The following is a 16,452-nucleotide window of genomic DNA, read 5'->3' as shown; positions in this document are numbered from 1 at the left end:
ATTAGATTTTGCTAATTACGCGTCAACGGCTTCGCCGTTGGATTTGAAAACTCGCACTTTGGTGCCGTCTTCCAGGATTTTGAAACCTACACGATCCGCTTTACCCGTTGCGCCATTAAAAATAGCAACATTGGAAAGCTGAATCGGAGCTTCTTTCTCCACGATTCCGCCGGCCACACCCAATTGCGGGTTTGGTTTTTGGTGTTTTTTGATCATGTGCACACCAGACACGAGCAAGCGATCATCGGCAAGTACGCTAACTACTTTACCGCGCTTACCTTTATCGCGACCAGCGATCACAATCACTTCGTCATCACGTTTGATCTTACGCATAACCCTGTCCTCAACTCTCTTTAGATTACAAAAGCCCTGGCTTACAGAACTTCTGGAGCCAAAGAGATGATCTTCATGAATTTCTCGCCACGCAGTTCACGAGTAACAGGGCCGAAAATACGTGTACCAATAGGAGCATCCTGTTGGTTCAGCAGTACAGCAGCGTTATCGTCAAACTTAATCAGAGACCCGTCCTGGCGACGCACACCTTTTTTGGTACGTACAACCACGGCCTTCATCACCTGACCTTTTTTAACTTTACCGCGTGGGATGGCTTCCTTAACGGTCACCTTAATAATATCGCCTACGGCAGCGTAACGACGATGCGAACCGCCGAGCACTTTAATGCACATAACGCGGCGGGCACCACTGTTGTCTGCCACATCCAAGTATGATTGCGTTTGGATCATCGTCCGTCTCCGAAACTCTTAAAAACGCCTGAGATGATTAAATCTCAGTTGCGCGCTCTTCAATTTTAACTAAAGCCCAAGACTTAGACTTAGACAGCGGACGTGATTCCTTAATAGTTACCACATCTCCTGCCTTACACTCATTCTTTTCATCATGAGCTTTCAGCTTGGATGATTTACTGACGTACTTACCATAAATCGGGTGCTTAACACGGCGTTCGATCAGGACAGTGATGGTTTTATCCATCTTGTCACTTACTACCTTACCGGTTACCTGACGTACTAAATTGTCTGTCATATTATGCACCTGCCTTTTGCGTCAGCACTGTTTTAATACGAGCAATATCGCGACGTGTCTGCTTGAGCAGATGGGTCTGATTCAGCTGACCAGTAGAAGCTTGCATACGCAGCTTGAACTGATCTTCCAGCTGCTTCAGCAACTCAGCATTTAGCTCTTCAACAGATTTTTCGCGGAGTTCTTGAGCTTTCATCACATCACCGAACGTTTCACGAAAGTTGTACTTAATGGTAACTTGGCAGCGGCCAGTGCGAATGCTTCGCGAGCCAGTTCTTCGGAAACGCCTTCCATTTCATAAAGAACTTTACCAGGTTGAATCTGGGCTACCCAATATTCAACATTACCCTTACCCTTACCCTGACGAACCTCGAGAGGCTTGCTGGTAATTGGCTTGTCAGGAAAAACGCGGATCCAGATTTTACCACCACGTTTAATGTGACGAGTCATTGCACGACGTGCCGCTTCGATTTGACGAGCGGTAATACGACCACGTGCGTTAGACTTCAAACCAAACTCACCAAAGCTAACCTTGGAGCCACGATGGGCCAGACCGCGGTTGCGGCCTTTCATTTGCTTACGAAACTTTGTACGCTTCGGTTGCAGCATCTTGCGTACCCCTTACTTTGAGCTCTTTTTCTTCTTAGGTTTTTCTTCAACAGCTTGGATGCCGCCAATTACTTCACCTTTAAAGATCCAAACTTTCACGCCAATAATACCGTAGGTGGTTGCACCTTCAGCTGTGGCGTAGTCGATATCGGCACGCAAAGTGTGCAGAGGCACGCGGCCTTCGCGGTACCATTCGGTGCGTGCGATTTCTGCACCACCTAAACGACCGCTTACCTGGATTTTGATCCCTTCTGCGCCCTGACGCATAGCGTTCTGTACCGCACGCTTCATAGCGCGACGGAACATCACACGACGCTCAAGTTGCTGAGCAACGCTTTGTGCTACCAGAGCCGCATCCAGATCAGGTTTGCGGATTTCTTCGATGTTAATGTGAACGGGAACACCCATCTGCTTGCTGATTTCAGCGCGCAGTTTTTCCACATCTTCACCTTTTTTACCAATCACAATACCTGGACGGGCAGTGTGGATGGTAACGCGTGCGGTGTTGGCCGGACGCTCAATTTCTACTCGACTGACTGACGCGTGCGCCAGTTTCTTTTCAATGTACTCGCGTACTTTCAGGTCGGTGTAGAGCTTGTCTGCGTATTCATCGCTGCCAGCATACCAAGTAGAGGTATGCTTTTTGACGATGCCCAGACGAATACCTGTCGGATGTACTTTCTGACCCATAACGTCTGTCTCTTACTGATCGGCTACTTTAACGGTGATGTGACAAGTGCGCTTAAGGATGCGATCTGCACGACCTTTAGCACGTGGTCTGATTCTTTTCATCGTCAGACCCTCATCTACGAATACAGTTGACACAGTCAACTCATCTACATCAGCGCCTTCATTGTGCTCGGCGTTTGCAATCGCAGACTCCAGCACCTTCTTAACAATCGCTGCACCCTTCTTCGGACTGAAAGCTAAGATGTCCAGCGCCTCTTCAACGTGTTTACCACGAATCTGATCGACGACTAGACGCGCTTTTTGTGCCGACAATTGAGCACCGCGTAATTTTGCTGATACTTCCATCGTTAGACCTCTTAGCGCTTCTTGGCTTTCTTGTCTGCAATGTGACCGCGGTATGTGCGGGTCGCAGCAAATTCGCCCAATTTATGTCCAACCATCTCTTCGTTGACCAAGACGGGAACATGTTGACGACCGTTGTGTACAGCGAGAGTCAAGCCGACCATTTCTGGCATAATCATGGAACGGCGAGACCAAGTCTTAATAGGACGACGGTCATTACTTTCGATCGCTGCTTCGACCTTCTTAATCAAATGAAGATCGATGAAAGGACCTTTTTTCAGTGAACGTGGCACTGCACTTTCCTCTTCAGCTAGTGTTTAGCCAGTCGCTTATTTCTTACCGCGACGGCGTACAATCATCTTATCGGTGCGCTTGTTCTTACGGGTCTTAGCACCCTTAGTAGGCGTACCCCATGGAGAAACGGGATGACGGCCACCAGAGGTACGACCTTCACCACCACCATGTGGGTGATCTACAGGGTTCATCGCGACACCGCGAACAGTTGGTCGCACACCGCGCCAACGAGAAGCACCAGCCTTACCCAGAGAACGCAGGTTGTGCTCACTGTTGGACACTTCGCCCAAGGTCGCACGACACTCACTGAGTACTTTACGCATCTCGCCACTACGCAGACGCAAAGTCGCATAACGGCCATCACGCGCCACTAATTGAGCAGAAGTACCGGCGGAACGTGCTACTTGAGCACCTTTACCTGGCTTCAGTTCAATACAGTGAATCACACTACCCACAGGGATGTTGCGGATCGGCAGGGTGTTACCAGGCTTAATAGAAGCGGCTTCACCAGACTCGACCATATCACCAGCTTTTACACCTTTAGGTGCAATAATGTAGCGACGCTCACCGTCCAAGTAGCAAACCAGAGCAATGTTAGCGCTGCGGTTTGGATCGTATTCCAGACGCTCAACCTTTGCAGGAATACCGTCCTTATTACGTTTAAAATCGATTACTCGATAATGCTGCTTATGACCACCGCCAACGTGACGAGTGGTAATACGACCGTTGTTATTACGACCGCCGCTCTTGCTCTTCTTTTCCAGAAGAGGAGCGTAAGGAGCACCTTTATGAAGATCCGGATTGACAACACTTACAACGAAGCGGCGACCCGGAGATGTTGGTTTACGTTTTACAATAGGCATCGCAACTATCCCCTTATTCCGCTACGGCGAAGTCAATTTCTTGACCTTCGGCCAGACGTACGTACGCTTTTTTCCAGTCACTGCGCTTGCCCAAACCGTGTTTGGTGCGCTTGGTTTTACCCTTGACCAGAAGAGTACGAACCTCTTCAACTTTAACGTCAAACAGTTTTTCAACTGCGGCTTTTACTTCCTGCTTGGTGCCAGTGCGAAGTACTTTGAAAACTACCTGGTTGCTAGCATCGCCAGCATTTGCAGCTTTCTCAGAAATCACAGGACCCAGCAATACTTTGTAGAGGCGTTCTTGACTCATCCCAGGATCTCCTCAAACTTTTTCAGAGCTGAAACAGTCATAACAACCTTGTCAAAGCGAATCAGGCTAACCGGATCCACACCCTGAACATCGCGAACGTCAACCTTGTGCAGGTTGCGTGATGCCAGATACAGATTCTCGCTAACTTGTTCAGACACAATCAGTGCGTCTTTCAGGTCGTACTGAGCCAATTGCTGAACCAGAGACTTGGTCTTGGGAGCATCGATATCGAAAGACTCAACAACAACCAAACGCTCCTGGCGGTTCAACTCAGAAAGAATGCAGCGCAAAGCAGCGCGGTACATTTTCTTATTCAGCTTCTGAGCATGATCACGTGGCTGAGCAGCGAAAGTTACGCCACCAGAACGCCACAGTGGGCTACGGATAGTACCAGCACGTGCACGGCCAGTACCTTTCTGACGCCATGGCTTTTTGCCACCGCCAGATACCGCAGAACGGTTCTTCTGTGCCTTAGTTCCCTGACGGGCGCCTGCCAAGTAAGCAGTTACCGCCTGGTGAACCAGGTCTTGATTAAACTCTTTACCGAATGCAACTTCAGATACAGTTACTGTACCTTTGGCGCCTTCGGGAGTAGCAATATTCAAATCCATCGTCGAAACCCTCGGAACTTAGCCGTTGCGCTGCTTGACAGCCGGACGCACGATCACATCACCACCGGGAGCACCGGGGATCGCACCTTTAACCAGCAACAGATTACGTTCAGCGTCGACACGAACAATTTCAAGGTTTTGAACGGTTACGCGTTCAGCACCCATATGTCCGGCCATTTTCTTGCCTTTGAAAACACGACCTGGCGTTTGGCATTGGCCAATTGAACCAGGAGCACGGTGAGAAAGAGAGTTACCGTGAGTCGCGTCTTGCATATGGAAGTTCCAACGCTTAACGCCACCAGCAAAACCTTTACCTTTGGAGTTACCAGTAACATCTACAAGCTGACCAGCCTCGAATGCAGCAACAGTAATTTCACCACCAACTTCGAAAGCTTCGCCTTCGTCGTTGCGCAATTCAAAAACGCCGCGACCGGCTTCTTGAGATGCTTTGGCAAAATGACCTGCCTGAGACTTGGTCACACGGGAGGCACGACGAGACCCTAAGGTTACTTGTACAGCACTGTAACCGTCGGTATCTACGCTCTTAACCTGGGTGATGCGATTGGGATCAACCTCAATCACAGATACAGGAAGGGAAACACCTTCTTCGGTGAAAACGCGGGTCATACCGCTTTTACGACCGATTATTCCAATCGTCATTACATTAACCTCTCAGTGTACGGGGCTTTTACCCGCTATGGCCGCCCATTTCAGAGCGTTACACAACCTGACGGAATGTCAGGTATCGGCACAAATTGTATTTAAACTTGAGTTTTTCTTTTACCTACACAGATCAGCCTAAACTGATCTGAACCTCAACACCTGCAGCCAAATCCAGCTTCATCAGTGCATCAACGGTTTTTTCAGTTGGCTCTACGATATCAAGCAAACGCTTATGTGTGCGGATTTCGTACTGGTCACGCGCATCTTTGTTGACGTGCGGAGAAACCAGAACGGTGAAACGCTCTTTGCGAGTCGGCAGCGGAATTGGGCCGCGCACCTGGGCACCTGTACGCTTAGCGGTCTCAACGATCTCCTGGGTAGAAGTATCGATTAATTTGTGATCGAAAGCCTTAAGGCGAATCCGAATGCGTTGATTCTGCATGTGAACCAAACTCCAAAAATCTATAAAGAACAAGAACCGCGTTTGATGGCGATTCCACACACTTTCCTCTTTTAGACAGAGTCAAAAAAGGAAGCCGAATTCTATAGACGGGAGATTGGTGAGTCAACACCTATTTTGCATATATTTTGAGCATTGGCAGCCAACCGTTCTTTCTTCTTTATATATATGTTTCTTATGGCTGCCCCCCGGTAAGGACCCACTAAGGGTCCATAAGGATCTACCATGGATCTACTAAGAATCTACTAAGGATCTAAGACGAGAAGCCTGCCGCTGCCTGGCCGAACAGGCTACAGACTTTAGCCAGAATTAACCAGCCCTCCCCCCGACCATCAGCCTTTCCCGACCTTGCATTCGACCCCGGCCGGCAACCGGCGCCTGGGGTTATCAATCAGCGCTCGAATACGGTATGTGCCACTGGCGGCGTCAATGACCGGGTCAATCAACGTCACTGCGGCGCGGTATTCGCCGCCAACAGGCTCCACCGGAAACACGGTCAGTACATCTGTTGGCCCCACACTGCCCAGCGAACTGTAGGGCATCACCACCTCCACCTCCAGCGGGTCGAGGGTGGCCAAAGCCATGACCGGCTCGGTGGTGACAAACTCACCGGATTCAACAAAATAATCCACCACCACCCCATCGATGGTGCTGACCACGGAACGCAACCCGAGGATCGCCTCAGACTGCTGCAGCTCTTTCAGAGTGACCTGATAATCGGTCTGGAACTCATCGCGCTCGTGCACCGAGATCAACTCATCCTGATAAAGGTCGTCGTTGCGCTGATAGTGGCGCAGGGCAAATTCTGCCCGTATCCGAGCCAACTCGACCGAGGCTTTTTCCACGTCCGAGCGCAGGGAAAACAGCAACTGGCCTTTTTTCACGTCCTCACCCAGCTTGATCGGCCGCTGCTCCAGCACGCCCTCTACCGGGCTGGACACTTCAATCCGCACGCTGGGCTCGATAATACACCCCACGGAGGGCAGATAGGACGGTGTCTCGGCCGGTTCAGCGGCCATCACCGACATGGCCGACATGGCCAGCGTCAACGTCGCCGCGATCGACCGCGTCGCAAGTCTCTGTCGCCCTTTCATCCCTTCCCCTCAATTACTGTCACTGTCTTCAAAATCATTATCTCTGCTTCTATCCCCACTTGCCATCCCCCAGGAACGCCAGCGTTTTCTTTTCCTGCTCATCGTTTTTTTGGGTCATTCGGCGCTCACGGGCGTGCTTGCGCTCCAGCTGCCACTGGCAATACCGCTGCAGGCGTCGCCCACACCAGTGACCTATATAAGGCAGGAAGAACAGCGGCTGGAGCAAACGATACAGCTTGCGTCCATACACCTGCACCAGCGGGTCGTCGAAAGACAACAGGTACTCCACGCTGCCGGGGTCGCCCTGACGGGCTCCGCGACCTTCCAGTTGCCGGTCGATACGACTGGCATCCTGCAATTCGCAAATGATGACGTGCAGGCCACCGGCCTCGCGCGTTTGCGCTGTGAGCTTGATGTCCGTACCGCGCCCGGCCATGGAGGTGGCCAGGGTTACCCGTCCGCTCTGACCCGCCCGCGCCACCACGCCAGCCTCATCGGCATCCTGCTTGGCGGTGAGAAGCTCGAACTCAATCTCTGCCGCCTGCAGCTGCTGCGCCAGACGTTCTGACTGGTCCACGGTGGCGGTGCCGACCAGCACCGCCTGCCCGGCGGCAATTTTTTTCTGCACCGCAGCGATGATGGCCTGCTCCTTGGCCGCCATGGTGGGGTAGACCCGATAGCGCAGCAACCGGCGGCGGCTTTTGCGCAACAGCGGCACCTTGTACACCAGCAGCCCATAGACGCTGTAGAACTCGTCCTTGACCTCTCTGGCGGTACCGGTCATGCCGGACAGATAAAAGTATTTACGGAAAAATTGCTGATAACTGATTTTGGCCAGCGTTTTTTGCGGCTGGGTCAGCTCACAGTCTTCCTTAATTTCGATCAACTGGTGCAGCCCGCCCTCCCAGGAACGATCTGCCGCCAGGCGACCGGTATAGTCATCGACAATCATCACCTTGGCCGCAGACTCATCGTCGTCGGACCCGGGTTCGACGCCAACAATGTAGTGCTTGTCGCGTTGAAAGAGGTGCAACGCCGTTAAGGCCTGGACCAGCAGCTCCTCGCTGCGGGCACGCTGCAGCCAGCTCATCCCAGCCTCTGCGGATTCCGCCAGAGTCTCTATGCCTTGCCGACCGGCCGGCAACAGGATAATGCGCCGCTGCTGCCAGGCAATCTCGTACTGTCGTCCCTCTTCCAGGGTTTGCGCCAGCGACATAATCTGCCGCAGAAAATCCTCGCTATCGGCCTGCGGTAAATCCCCGCCGGAGATCACCAGCGGTGTACGCGACTCGTCAATGAACACACTGTCGGCTTCATCGACAATCGCAAACACCAACCCCTGATGCATCAGCTGTCCGGTAATCGAGGCCGCGCCGGTGGTCAGGCTGTCGCGATAGACATCCACGGTTTGCCGGCGCTCGCCAAGCACCAGCAGATCCTTAAGATAGTCAAACACCAATTCATTGTTGGCGCTGTAGAGGATATCGCTGTGATAAATTTTCTGCCGCTGTGGCAGCTCCGTGTCACTGTTGAGAGCTCCCGCCGACAGCCCCAGATAATGGAACAGCGGCAGCATTTCCTCACAGTCCCGTTCCGCCAGGTAATCGTTGGTGGTCACCACATGCACTTTAATGCCCGCCATTGCCGCGGTGCAGGACGCCAGGGTACAGGCGAGCGTCTTGCCTTCACCCGTGGCCATTTCCGCCACCATGCCGCGCAACATGATCAGCGACGCCCGAATCTGGGTATGGTGATGGCGCATCCCCAGGCTGCGGCCAGCGGCTTCACGCACCGCGGCAAAGGCCATCACCAGTGTCGACAACTGAATGCCCTCGCGCACCAGACGCTGCCGCACAGCCAGTAAATGCTGCTGAAATTCGGCCTCATCCAGAGGCTGTAAAACGTCAGAGGCGGTGATGATCTTTCGCGCCAGGCGCCCGGGAGAAAACCACAGCCGCGGCAGCGGCCACAAACATCGACTGTAGAGCGCACGCCAGTATCGATCCAGCCAGGACAGAGTGTAGTAATCGCGCTCAGGCCGAAGGGCAACCGAGACGGCATGACGTGCCGGCCATGGCGACCGGCCCGAACGGGAGGCGCTAGACATCGAACTCCTCGATAAACACCTGCCGCAGCTGGCGGTAAAGACGCTTGGCCAGCGGCTCTGACGGCAGGTCAAAACGCACATAGAAGCGCTCGAACACACGCGTCATGGGCAGGCCTGCGGCTTCCACCTCAATCAGGACATAATTTTCCAGAGACTGCAGGGCCTGGTCGCTGGAGGGGTCCAGAATAATCTCGCCTCCCCCTTGGGTCGACAGCACCGGACTGGGAATCTCTTTACTGACCCGCGGTACCACTGCGGCCAGTGTTGCCGGAATTTCCTCACTGCGATCCGAAGCCGGCCGTAAGCTCACCCCCTGAACCTGCCCCAGCACACGCTCAGCCGCGGTTTCCGCGACCGCCACCCGCACCGTCAGTGGACGCTCGGGATGCAACACATAACCGATGATTTCACCGCGCTTCAGATAGCGATGCGGCAGCGTTTGCGGGTCTTGTACTACCATGCGACCGTTGGTGCGGGCCTGTACCGAGGTTTGCAGCAAGGCCGATTCAATGTCCGCCAGTTCATCCTGAAAACGCGTGACTTCAGCCTGCCCCAGGCTAGAGCGAGCCCGATCCTGGTAGGCCGAACGCACCCGCGAGCGCGCCTCCTGCAACTGCGCCTTGACGGACGCCAGGCGGTCGAGCAGTTCGTAATTGGTGAGGATGATAAGCTCCTGACCCGCGAGCACCTGACCGTCGGCCGGCAGCTGTATGCGCTCGACAAACCCCGACTCGCCGGCGTAAAGCCGCTCGTGGGGTTCGGTCCAGGAGACACCGGCGGCGGTGTAACTGTAGGGCAGCGGCAATTTAAACAGCAGCCCCCAACACATCAGTGCCAACACCGCCATCACCCACTTCGGGTTGAGGCCCTGATAGGCAAATTGCGGCTCGGTAAACGGCTTGCTGACGGTTTTAACAAACGGGATAACCCAACTGCTGACCAGGGTCCAGATACCCAGCATAACCCCCACCACAAAGTACTGACTGCCGATAAACAAGATGATGGAGATGGAAATCACGACCCGGTACACGAAGGAAAACAGGTTGTAGAAAAACAGCCAGTAGCGCTCGCGAAGATCCTGGGCCGGATCCTCCAGTTCTCGAAAACGGAAAACGTAGCGTTTGACCAGATAGCCCCAATAACTGACCGATTTTTTCGCCAAATTGGGGATTTCCAGGTAGTCGGACAAGACATAGTAGGCGTCGAACTTGAGCAGCGGGTTGCCATTAAACAGCAGCGTCGACACACCCGCCATAAACGCCACGTTATAGAGCATGGATTTGACCATGCCCTCACTGGCCATGCTCCACAGAATCACCGCCACAGCGGCGATAAACAATTCCACAATTAACCCGGCTGCGGCCACCGTCATACGCTGGTACTTGCTGGAAAAGGCCGCCGACTCGGAGGCATTGACGTAGGGCATGGGGAAAAACACCAGGAACATCACCCCGACTTCATGCACCTGGCCACCGTATCGGCGTACGATAACGGCATGCCCCAGCTCGTGAATAATTTTCACCAGCGGGTAGAGGAACCACAGCAAGAACAAATTTTCTGCGGCCAGAATACGATCGGCCGCGTTTGCCGTCAGTGCCTCGAAATGCTGCGCCGCGACCACCAGTCCGGTCAGCGTCACCAGCAGGTACAAAGCCAGCAGCCACTTGCCCATCAATCGATCCACCAGCGGACAAAAGCGATCGAGGAAACGGGTCGGATCCCACAAAGGGATTTGAACAGACAGCGGCGAATAGAGTTTCTGCAGGCGCTTTTTCTCCTGCTTTTTGTCCCGACGCTGGAATAAATCCAACGCGTTACCAGGCGCGTCCAGATAGAGCATGTCCAACTGGTACAGTGAAGCCACCAGGGAAATAACATCTTGCTGAGTCGGCAGCGCATCCTGCAGGGAGTCGCCGGCCAGCAGCCAGATATCGTTCAGGCTGCGCTCGCCATTCATCAGCCCGACGACGGTGTAGGCTTGCTCGGTATAAAGCTGAATGGAGCCCGACACCGGATCGCGCAGGGCATAGGCCCGCTCGCCACGCTGCTGTTGAGGTGTAATTTCGACCTGGGGTTTTAAGCGCGGCTTGAGGCTTTCAACCAGATACCAGTTTTTGCTGAACAGTGACATTGCCCTGTGTTTCCCTGCCTAATTTCTGAAAAACCCGGGCATCAGCCCCAAAAAGACCAAAGCTTTAGCGCCAGCCACTTGCGCAGATCGAGTGTCCAGATATCTATCAGGTGACGCCGGCCGGCAGAGACCTTGGCGATTCCTACCAGCCCCGGCCGAAACAACGCATGAGTCGCGGACAAACGCGCTTCCACCCGAAAAACCGTGGAGCCATCCCGCACTTCCGTCACTGGCGTGAGCATCTTCACCTCGAAGTCGAAGCCTTTATCAGGCATGGACGACAACACCACACGTCCGCGTTGCCCCGAGAGCACATCGCCAACGCGATATTCGTTGACGTAGAGAATCAAACGATAATCGGTCATGGGAGAAAGTCGAAACAGCTCTTCGCCCTGAGACACAGAACCACCAATGCGCTGACTCAAATCACCACTGACCACCAACGCATCAAAAGCTGCCCTCAGCTCTGAGCGCTCCAGCTTGCGTTCCGCCGAAGCCAATTGCGCCTTGGCCTGATCCATTTGCGCAGCGTAAATCTGGGCCTGCGCCCGGTCGCGTCCGGCCAGAGCTTCGGTATACTGCTTGTTGTTCTGCGACAACAGACTGATGGACTTGATTTTTTCCAGCCGCAGCTCATTGTCTTCCATGGAGGCGAGCAATTGGCCCTTCTCTACCCGGTCGCCCGCCCGGAAGCCAGCAGACTTGAGGTAGCCGTTAAACGGCGCCGACACTACCCGAATCTGAAGCGGTTCCAACACCGCGTCAGCATTAATCTGATACTCGCCCCGAGCCAGTGAAAAAAACACCACCAGTGCGGTCAGGCCGATAAAGAACAACTTGCGCTTGACGTATCCCGGTGCCAGCAAGCGCTCCAATTGCAAACGGACATGACGTCGGCAGCCTCCCCAAAAGGACAGCTCGGCTTGCTGGCGGTGGTGAAACGCCACCCCGACGAGAGCCACATTGGCTTCGAGCCGATCAACGTCCAGCTGCGTAAACGGTGCTTTGGCCGGGCGTTCAAACGTCAACACCAGATCGATTTCATCCTGGTAATAGACCGGCACAGTCAGCACGGCGGCGTTGCGCTGCGCCAGCGACAGTTTTTCCGCTTGCAGGCGGATACCTCCGCCATCAATAGCCGTGTCTGCCTCATCAGTCTCGGCATCGGCTACTGGCCAGACGATGGCACGGCGCTGATCGCAGGCCTCTTGCATCGCCTGGGTAATTTGCTTGGCGGTGACGTTGTTGAGGGCAAAATCACTGCTGCCGGAAATCACATCCAGCGTTACCAGCCCTTGCTTGACCACGCCCATGGAGACACGATCGCAATCGAAGCCCCGCGCCAGTGAATCGACCCATTGCAGCGCCGCTTGCTTGATGGCCTTGCCCTTGCTCACGGCCACATAGCCATCAATAACGGCCTGCTGGCGCTGGAAGGCTTCCCGTTGCTGTTGATAGGCGTCGCGATGAAAACGGCTTTCGATCCAGAGACTGTGCTTCTCCACATCGGCCATGACCACGTCGGGGTCGTGCGTAGACAAAGACACATAACCGGCAAACACCGCCACCATAAAGCCATCCACAAACAGCGGATAGGCCAGGCCATACTCCTCACCGGTTGTCGGCGACAGAATCAAGGGCCTCTGCCGCTCACCGCAGGCATCCACCAGGTCGCCCAAGCGATCCAGCTGAGCCTGTTGCCGTGGCCACAGCGTGACCGGTTGCATCACACCCCGGTCCGTTTGCACCGCCAGTAAGGCGGCATTGAACGCCGGAATGTCCGCCATCAGATTGTGCAACCAGGCATCGTAACCCTGGCCACGCTCGGCAAACTGGTTCAGTTCATCCAGGGTCAAACGGGCCGGAGTATTATCTTGCTTTGCCAGCGCCTCTGGCGAAGGTATAGAGGTTTCAGCAGTCACCGGCGTTAGACATCACCGACCGCACCAAAGCGGGTCTCGTATTCTTCCACCACCTTGCCCAACAGGGCGCTCAAACGCTTGGCGGCGTGAGGGTTGAGGATGATGCGATCTGACAGGGTGATGGCCACTTCTTTTTGGCCGGTGTGCCAGGTGGAGTTGGTGCCAAACAGCAGCGTCACTTCTTCCCGGGTACTGGAAACGTTACAGACATTGGCGTAAGTACTGCGCATTTTACTGTCGTCCCATCTCAGTTTGGGCCCCCCAGCGGCGCCGGCGTTGTTAACGGCATTATTACTGGCTGTATTCTTTTCGTTGTCACTCATGTTTTTCCCCAATGGTCAGTAGTTATTACTTATGTTTCATTTTGTTGTGGCACCCGGACTTAATGTACCTTATCCGGGTCTTCGTTGTCCTGCTTGCCTTTTTCCCAGATCAACAATTTCGAAGCATCCAGGGATCGTCGCTGGCGCTGCTGCCAGGCGGACTGATCCTCGTGCCCTTTAGCGGTACCGAAATGCCAACCACGCCGTTGCACGGCAGCCAACAGGGCGACGTTGACCAGTGCAGGCGAAATCACCGCACTGCCCTGCTCATCGGACAGCGGCGATTCTGGTTGAGTCCGCGATTCTGGATAAGTCGGCTGGCCGGCGTCAGGTTGAGTCGATGACGGCAGCGCTTGGTCGCCCTCGATTTCCGCGGGACAATCTTGCGGTTGAGCCGATCCGGTTTGACAATCCGCGTGGCTCGGAACGGGCAGACTTTGCAGGAACTGCTGCAGCTGCTCGTCACTCAACTTGGCCAGTTCTTCGGCGTTGTGGGAAACCGGTACCAGCGTCAAAGCGGTATCGGACTTGATGTTACTGGTATTCTCCAGATACACCAGCAGCAACGAATCCCAGGAGAACTCAGGCTCCAGCTGTTCACCGTTGTACAAACCCGCCTGCTTGCCACCAATCAAATCGAGCTGACCCGGCAGCCCTGAAACCCGAGCCCCGTTGAGCTCCGAATCCAGCGTGATGCGGCCGTAGTTGCCCAGAATCAGGTCCGTGGTAAACAGCCCCTCAAACACATCCCGGCCGGCACCGCCCAACATCCAGTCATAGTCATCGCCGCCATTCAGCAGGTCATTACCGCCCATGCCCAGATGCGAGGTATCGACAAAGAACTTGCCCGCATTGTTGTAGCCCATGTCGGCGAAGTCACCCACCAGAATATCGTTGCCAGACTCACCGTAAAGGCGGTCGTCGCCACCACCACCAAAGACGCGGTCATCACCGCTGCCCAGCCACACGGTATCATTGCCGCCCAGCGGTTCGGACATGGTGGTGGCTGACAGGAAGGCATTGTTGAAAAACTCAAAGATGCCCTGATCCGCCATCACCCAATCATCACCGGCACCGCTGTCGACCTGGTCCTGGCCGAAACCCGCCATCACCCGATCATTGCCAGCGCCGGAAAGGATGGTGTCATTACCCGCGGTCGAGGCGTCCACATCGGTGGTCTGCATCAGCACCAGGTTGCCGTTGCTGTCGTAATCGATCTGGCCATTGTCACCAATGATATCGTCGTTACCAGCGGCGGTTTGTATCTGATCGTCGCCTTGACCGGCCAGTACGGTGTTGTCACCCCCAGTCATGGTGACCCGGTCAGCACCACCTAACGCGGCCTCGGTGGTGCGCACCTGCAACAGGGTGCCGTCGGCGCGCCAGAGAATTTCACCGCTGTCGGTCAGCAGGATCTTGTCGCCATCCCCTCCCGTGATTTGGTCATCTCCGTCTCCGGCAATCACCGCCGCCGGACCATTGCCAAGTGCAATCTGATCGCTATCACCCTGTCCCGGCTGGCGGGAAGAGAGACGCACCAGTACGCCGTCGAGGTACTCAAGCTCTCCATTATCGCCCAGTACCTGGGCGGAGCCGTTGCCGGAGCTGAGATTATCGGCACCCAGACCACCCAACAGACGGTTGCTGCCATCACCCGCGCTGAGCTGGTCGTTGCCAGCCGTGCCGCTGCCCGTATCCGTGCTCTGCAGCAGGCTCACCAGGCCATTGCTGTCGTAATCGATCTGACCGTTGTCGCCAATGATGTCGTCGTCACCAATGCCGGTGGTCACCACATCGTTGCCCTTGCCTGCCAGCACCGTGTTGTTGCCGTCGGCCAAAGCAATCTGATCGTCGCCGCCCAACTCAGGCTGAGTCGTGCGAATTTGCTGCAACACGCCTGCGGTGGTCCACAGGATGTCACCATTATCACCGAGCACCTGCTTGTCGCCAGAGCCGGCCTGCAGCTGGTCATCTCCGTCACCCAGCAAGACCACCGCATTACCATCCCCCAGACTAACGCGGTCGTTATCACCGGCACCCGGGATGGTACTGGAGGCACGCACCAGGACCGAGTCCAGATACAACAGCTCACCGTTATCCCCGAGGATATGAGCGATGCCATCGCCAGTTGCAACCGCATCCTGACCCAGACCGGCGAGCACACGGTTGAAGCCGTCGTCGGCATCCAGGGTGTCGTTGCCGGCGGTCGATGCGTCCACGTCGGTGGCCTGCATCAGACTGACGTTGCCGTTGCTGTCGTAATCGATCTGGCCGTTGTCGCCAATGATGTCGTCGTCACCAATGCCGGTGGTCACCACATCGTTGCCGTAGCCGGCCAGCACCGTGTTGTTGCCCAACAGGCCGGTGCGGATCGTGTCGTCACCGCCCTGATCCAGCGCCGTGGTGCGCACCTGTACCGGCACACCCGCCAGCGTCCAAAGCAGCTCGCCGTTGTCGCCCAGGATCCAGTGGTTGCCGTCACCGGTGGTGACCGTGTCGGCCCCCTGACCCGCCAAAACCACGCCATCGTTACCGCTGTCAGTGATCTGATCGTCGCCCCCTGCGGCGGTGACCGTGGAGGTCGCTCGCACCAGGACGTTGTCGACGTACACCAGCTCACCACTGTCGCCGAAGATATGATCGACACCGCTGCCGGTGCTGACCGCATCCTGACCCAAACCAGCGAGCACACGGTTGAAGCCGTCGTCGGCATCCAGGGTGTCGTTGCCGGCGGTCGATGCGTCCACGTCGGTGGTCTGCATCAGACTGACGTTGCCGCTGCTGTCGTAATCAATCTGGCCGTTGTCGCCAATGATGTCGTCGTCACCAATGCCGGTGGTCACCACATCGTTGCCGTAGCCGGCCAGAATCGTGTGATTGCCATCGGCAAAGTTAATGTCATCGTCGGCGCCGAGCGACGAGTCTGTTGTTCGGATTCGTTGCAGTGTGCCGCTGCTGCGCCACAGAATTTCACCGGCATCCGCCAGCAGGTAGC

General features: G+C 55.1%; 19 protein-coding genes (1 of these 19 cut by a window edge). All 19 read right to left on the bottom strand.

Annotation, left to right across the window (positions count from 1 at the left end; translation table 11 throughout):
* Positions 1-15 precede the first annotated feature (15 nt).
* On the bottom strand, positions 16-333 hold the full coding sequence (gene rplX / locus G8770_RS12370) for a 50S ribosomal protein L24 (protein ID WP_167186931.1): 318 nt from the start codon (positions 331-333) through the stop codon (positions 16-18).
* A 41-nt stretch (positions 334-374) separates the two neighbouring features.
* Positions 375-743: a 50S ribosomal protein L14 gene (rplN, locus tag G8770_RS12365; RefSeq protein ID WP_167186928.1), complete on the bottom strand. Its 369-nt coding sequence runs from the start codon at positions 741-743 to the stop codon at positions 375-377.
* 37 nt (positions 744-780) lie between these two features.
* The gene (gene rpsQ, locus G8770_RS12360) at positions 781-1,041 is read right to left on the bottom strand and encodes a 30S ribosomal protein S17 (RefSeq protein ID WP_167186925.1); all 261 of its coding nucleotides are present in this window, start codon (positions 1,039-1,041) and stop codon (positions 781-783) included.
* A gap of 1 nt (position 1,042) precedes the next feature.
* A complete protein-coding gene (gene rpmC, locus G8770_RS12355; RefSeq protein WP_167186922.1) occupies positions 1,043-1,234 on the bottom strand; it encodes a 50S ribosomal protein L29 in 192 nt (63 codons plus the stop codon).
* The gene (rplP, locus tag G8770_RS12350) at positions 1,234-1,647 is read right to left on the bottom strand and encodes a 50S ribosomal protein L16 (RefSeq protein WP_167186919.1); all 414 of its coding nucleotides are present in this window, start codon (positions 1,645-1,647) and stop codon (positions 1,234-1,236) included. The genes rpmC and rplP overlap by 1 nt, the downstream gene beginning before the upstream one ends.
* 12 nt (positions 1,648-1,659) lie before the next feature.
* Positions 1,660-2,337, bottom strand: a complete 678-nt coding sequence (gene rpsC / locus G8770_RS12345) for a 30S ribosomal protein S3 (RefSeq protein ID WP_167186916.1) — start codon at positions 2,335-2,337, stop codon at positions 1,660-1,662.
* 12 nt (positions 2,338-2,349) lie between these two features.
* Positions 2,350-2,682, bottom strand: a complete 333-nt coding sequence (gene rplV / locus G8770_RS12340; RefSeq protein WP_167186912.1) for a 50S ribosomal protein L22 — start codon at positions 2,680-2,682, stop codon at positions 2,350-2,352.
* An 11-nt stretch (positions 2,683-2,693) separates the two neighbouring features.
* The gene (gene rpsS / locus G8770_RS12335) at positions 2,694-2,972 is read right to left on the bottom strand and encodes a 30S ribosomal protein S19 (protein WP_167186909.1); all 279 of its coding nucleotides are present in this window, start codon (positions 2,970-2,972) and stop codon (positions 2,694-2,696) included.
* A 36-nt stretch (positions 2,973-3,008) separates the two neighbouring features.
* On the bottom strand, positions 3,009-3,836 hold the full coding sequence (rplB, locus tag G8770_RS12330) for a 50S ribosomal protein L2 (protein ID WP_167186906.1): 828 nt from the start codon (positions 3,834-3,836) through the stop codon (positions 3,009-3,011).
* Between the two features lie 13 nt (positions 3,837-3,849).
* Entirely contained in the window at positions 3,850-4,146 is a 297-nt protein-coding gene (gene rplW, locus G8770_RS12325) for a 50S ribosomal protein L23 (RefSeq protein ID WP_167186904.1), read from the bottom strand.
* Positions 4,143-4,757: a 50S ribosomal protein L4 gene (gene rplD / locus G8770_RS12320; protein WP_167186901.1), complete on the bottom strand. Its 615-nt coding sequence runs from the start codon at positions 4,755-4,757 to the stop codon at positions 4,143-4,145. Before rplD ends, rplW begins: the two co-directional genes overlap by 4 nt.
* 18 nt (positions 4,758-4,775) lie before the next feature.
* On the bottom strand, positions 4,776-5,417 hold the full coding sequence (rplC, locus tag G8770_RS12315) for a 50S ribosomal protein L3 (RefSeq protein ID WP_167186898.1): 642 nt from the start codon (positions 5,415-5,417) through the stop codon (positions 4,776-4,778).
* 133 nt (positions 5,418-5,550) lie between these two features.
* Entirely contained in the window at positions 5,551-5,862 is a 312-nt protein-coding gene (gene rpsJ / locus G8770_RS12310; protein ID WP_167000055.1) for a 30S ribosomal protein S10, read from the bottom strand.
* Between the two features lie 350 nt (positions 5,863-6,212).
* Positions 6,213-6,974 carry an efflux RND transporter periplasmic adaptor subunit gene (locus tag G8770_RS12305; protein ID WP_167186895.1) on the bottom strand — a complete coding sequence of 254 codons (762 nt, stop codon included), beginning with the start codon at positions 6,972-6,974 and terminating at the stop codon, positions 6,213-6,215.
* A 49-nt stretch (positions 6,975-7,023) separates the two neighbouring features.
* Positions 7,024-9,081 carry a preprotein translocase subunit SecA gene (locus tag G8770_RS12300; protein ID WP_167186892.1) on the bottom strand — a complete coding sequence of 686 codons (2,058 nt, stop codon included), beginning with the start codon at positions 9,079-9,081 and terminating at the stop codon, positions 7,024-7,026.
* Complete coding sequence (locus G8770_RS12295) at positions 9,074-11,212, bottom strand: site-2 protease family protein (RefSeq protein ID WP_167186889.1); 2,139 nt, start codon at positions 11,210-11,212, stop codon at positions 9,074-9,076. Before G8770_RS12295 ends, G8770_RS12300 begins: the two co-directional genes overlap by 8 nt.
* Positions 11,213-11,253: 41 nt before the next feature.
* The gene (locus G8770_RS24555) at positions 11,254-13,134 is read right to left on the bottom strand and encodes an efflux RND transporter periplasmic adaptor subunit (protein ID WP_167186886.1); all 1,881 of its coding nucleotides are present in this window, start codon (positions 13,132-13,134) and stop codon (positions 11,254-11,256) included.
* A 5-nt stretch (positions 13,135-13,139) separates the two neighbouring features.
* Positions 13,140-13,457: a DUF3467 domain-containing protein gene (locus G8770_RS12285; protein WP_167186883.1), complete on the bottom strand. Its 318-nt coding sequence runs from the start codon at positions 13,455-13,457 to the stop codon at positions 13,140-13,142.
* Between the two features lie 59 nt (positions 13,458-13,516).
* Positions 13,517-16,452 carry the 3' end of a DUF4347 domain-containing protein gene (locus G8770_RS12280; protein ID WP_167186880.1) on the bottom strand. Its footprint extends 25,804 nt past the window's final position, so the window shows 2,936 of its 28,740 coding nt (coding positions 25,805-28,740); the start codon falls outside the window, past its right edge; it ends in the stop codon at positions 13,517-13,519.

Source organism: Pseudomaricurvus hydrocarbonicus, assembly GCF_011602365.1.
Taxonomy (GTDB): domain Bacteria; phylum Pseudomonadota; class Gammaproteobacteria; order Pseudomonadales; family Cellvibrionaceae; genus Pseudomaricurvus; species Pseudomaricurvus hydrocarbonicus.
The sequence above is the reverse complement of the archived record's forward strand: the minus strand, read 5'-3'. Positions and strand labels throughout refer to the sequence as shown.

What these genes read in the sequence shown, in the direction of transcription:
- rplX (WP_167186931.1), bottom strand. Translation starts at nt 333, where the DNA reads ATGCGTAAGATCAAACGTGATGACGAAGTGATTGTGATCGCTGGTCGC.
- rplW (WP_167186904.1), bottom strand. Translation starts at nt 4,146, where the DNA reads ATGAGTCAAGAACGCCTCTACAAAGTATTGCTGGGTCCTGTGATTTCT.
- rplB (WP_167186906.1), bottom strand. Translation starts at nt 3,836, where the DNA reads ATGCCTATTGTAAAACGTAAACCAACATCTCCGGGTCGCCGCTTCGTT.
- rpsC (WP_167186916.1), bottom strand. Translation starts at nt 2,337, where the DNA reads ATGGGTCAGAAAGTACATCCGACAGGTATTCGTCTGGGCATCGTCAAA.
- G8770_RS12285 (WP_167186883.1), bottom strand. Translation starts at nt 13,457, where the DNA reads ATGAGTGACAACGAAAAGAATACAGCCAGTAATAATGCCGTTAACAAC.
- rpsQ (WP_167186925.1), bottom strand. Translation starts at nt 1,041, where the DNA reads ATGACAGACAATTTAGTACGTCAGGTAACCGGTAAGGTAGTAAGTGAC.
- rplP (WP_167186919.1), bottom strand. Translation starts at nt 1,647, where the DNA reads ATGCTGCAACCGAAGCGTACAAAGTTTCGTAAGCAAATGAAAGGCCGC.
- rpsJ (WP_167000055.1), bottom strand. Translation starts at nt 5,862, where the DNA reads ATGCAGAATCAACGCATTCGGATTCGCCTTAAGGCTTTCGATCACAAA.
- G8770_RS12300 (WP_167186892.1), bottom strand. Translation starts at nt 9,081, where the DNA reads ATGTCTAGCGCCTCCCGTTCGGGCCGGTCGCCATGGCCGGCACGTCAT.
- rplN (WP_167186928.1), bottom strand. Translation starts at nt 743, where the DNA reads ATGATCCAAACGCAATCATACTTGGATGTGGCAGACAACAGTGGTGCC.
- G8770_RS12295 (WP_167186889.1), bottom strand. Translation starts at nt 11,212, where the DNA reads ATGTCACTGTTCAGCAAAAACTGGTATCTGGTTGAAAGCCTCAAGCCG.
- rplC (WP_167186898.1), bottom strand. Translation starts at nt 5,417, where the DNA reads ATGACGATTGGAATAATCGGTCGTAAAAGCGGTATGACCCGCGTTTTC.
- rplD (WP_167186901.1), bottom strand. Translation starts at nt 4,757, where the DNA reads ATGGATTTGAATATTGCTACTCCCGAAGGCGCCAAAGGTACAGTAACT.
- rplV (WP_167186912.1), bottom strand. Translation starts at nt 2,682, where the DNA reads ATGGAAGTATCAGCAAAATTACGCGGTGCTCAATTGTCGGCACAAAAA.
- G8770_RS12305 (WP_167186895.1), bottom strand. Translation starts at nt 6,974, where the DNA reads ATGAAAGGGCGACAGAGACTTGCGACGCGGTCGATCGCGGCGACGTTG.
- rpmC (WP_167186922.1), bottom strand. Translation starts at nt 1,234, where the DNA reads ATGAAAGCTCAAGAACTCCGCGAAAAATCTGTTGAAGAGCTAAATGCT.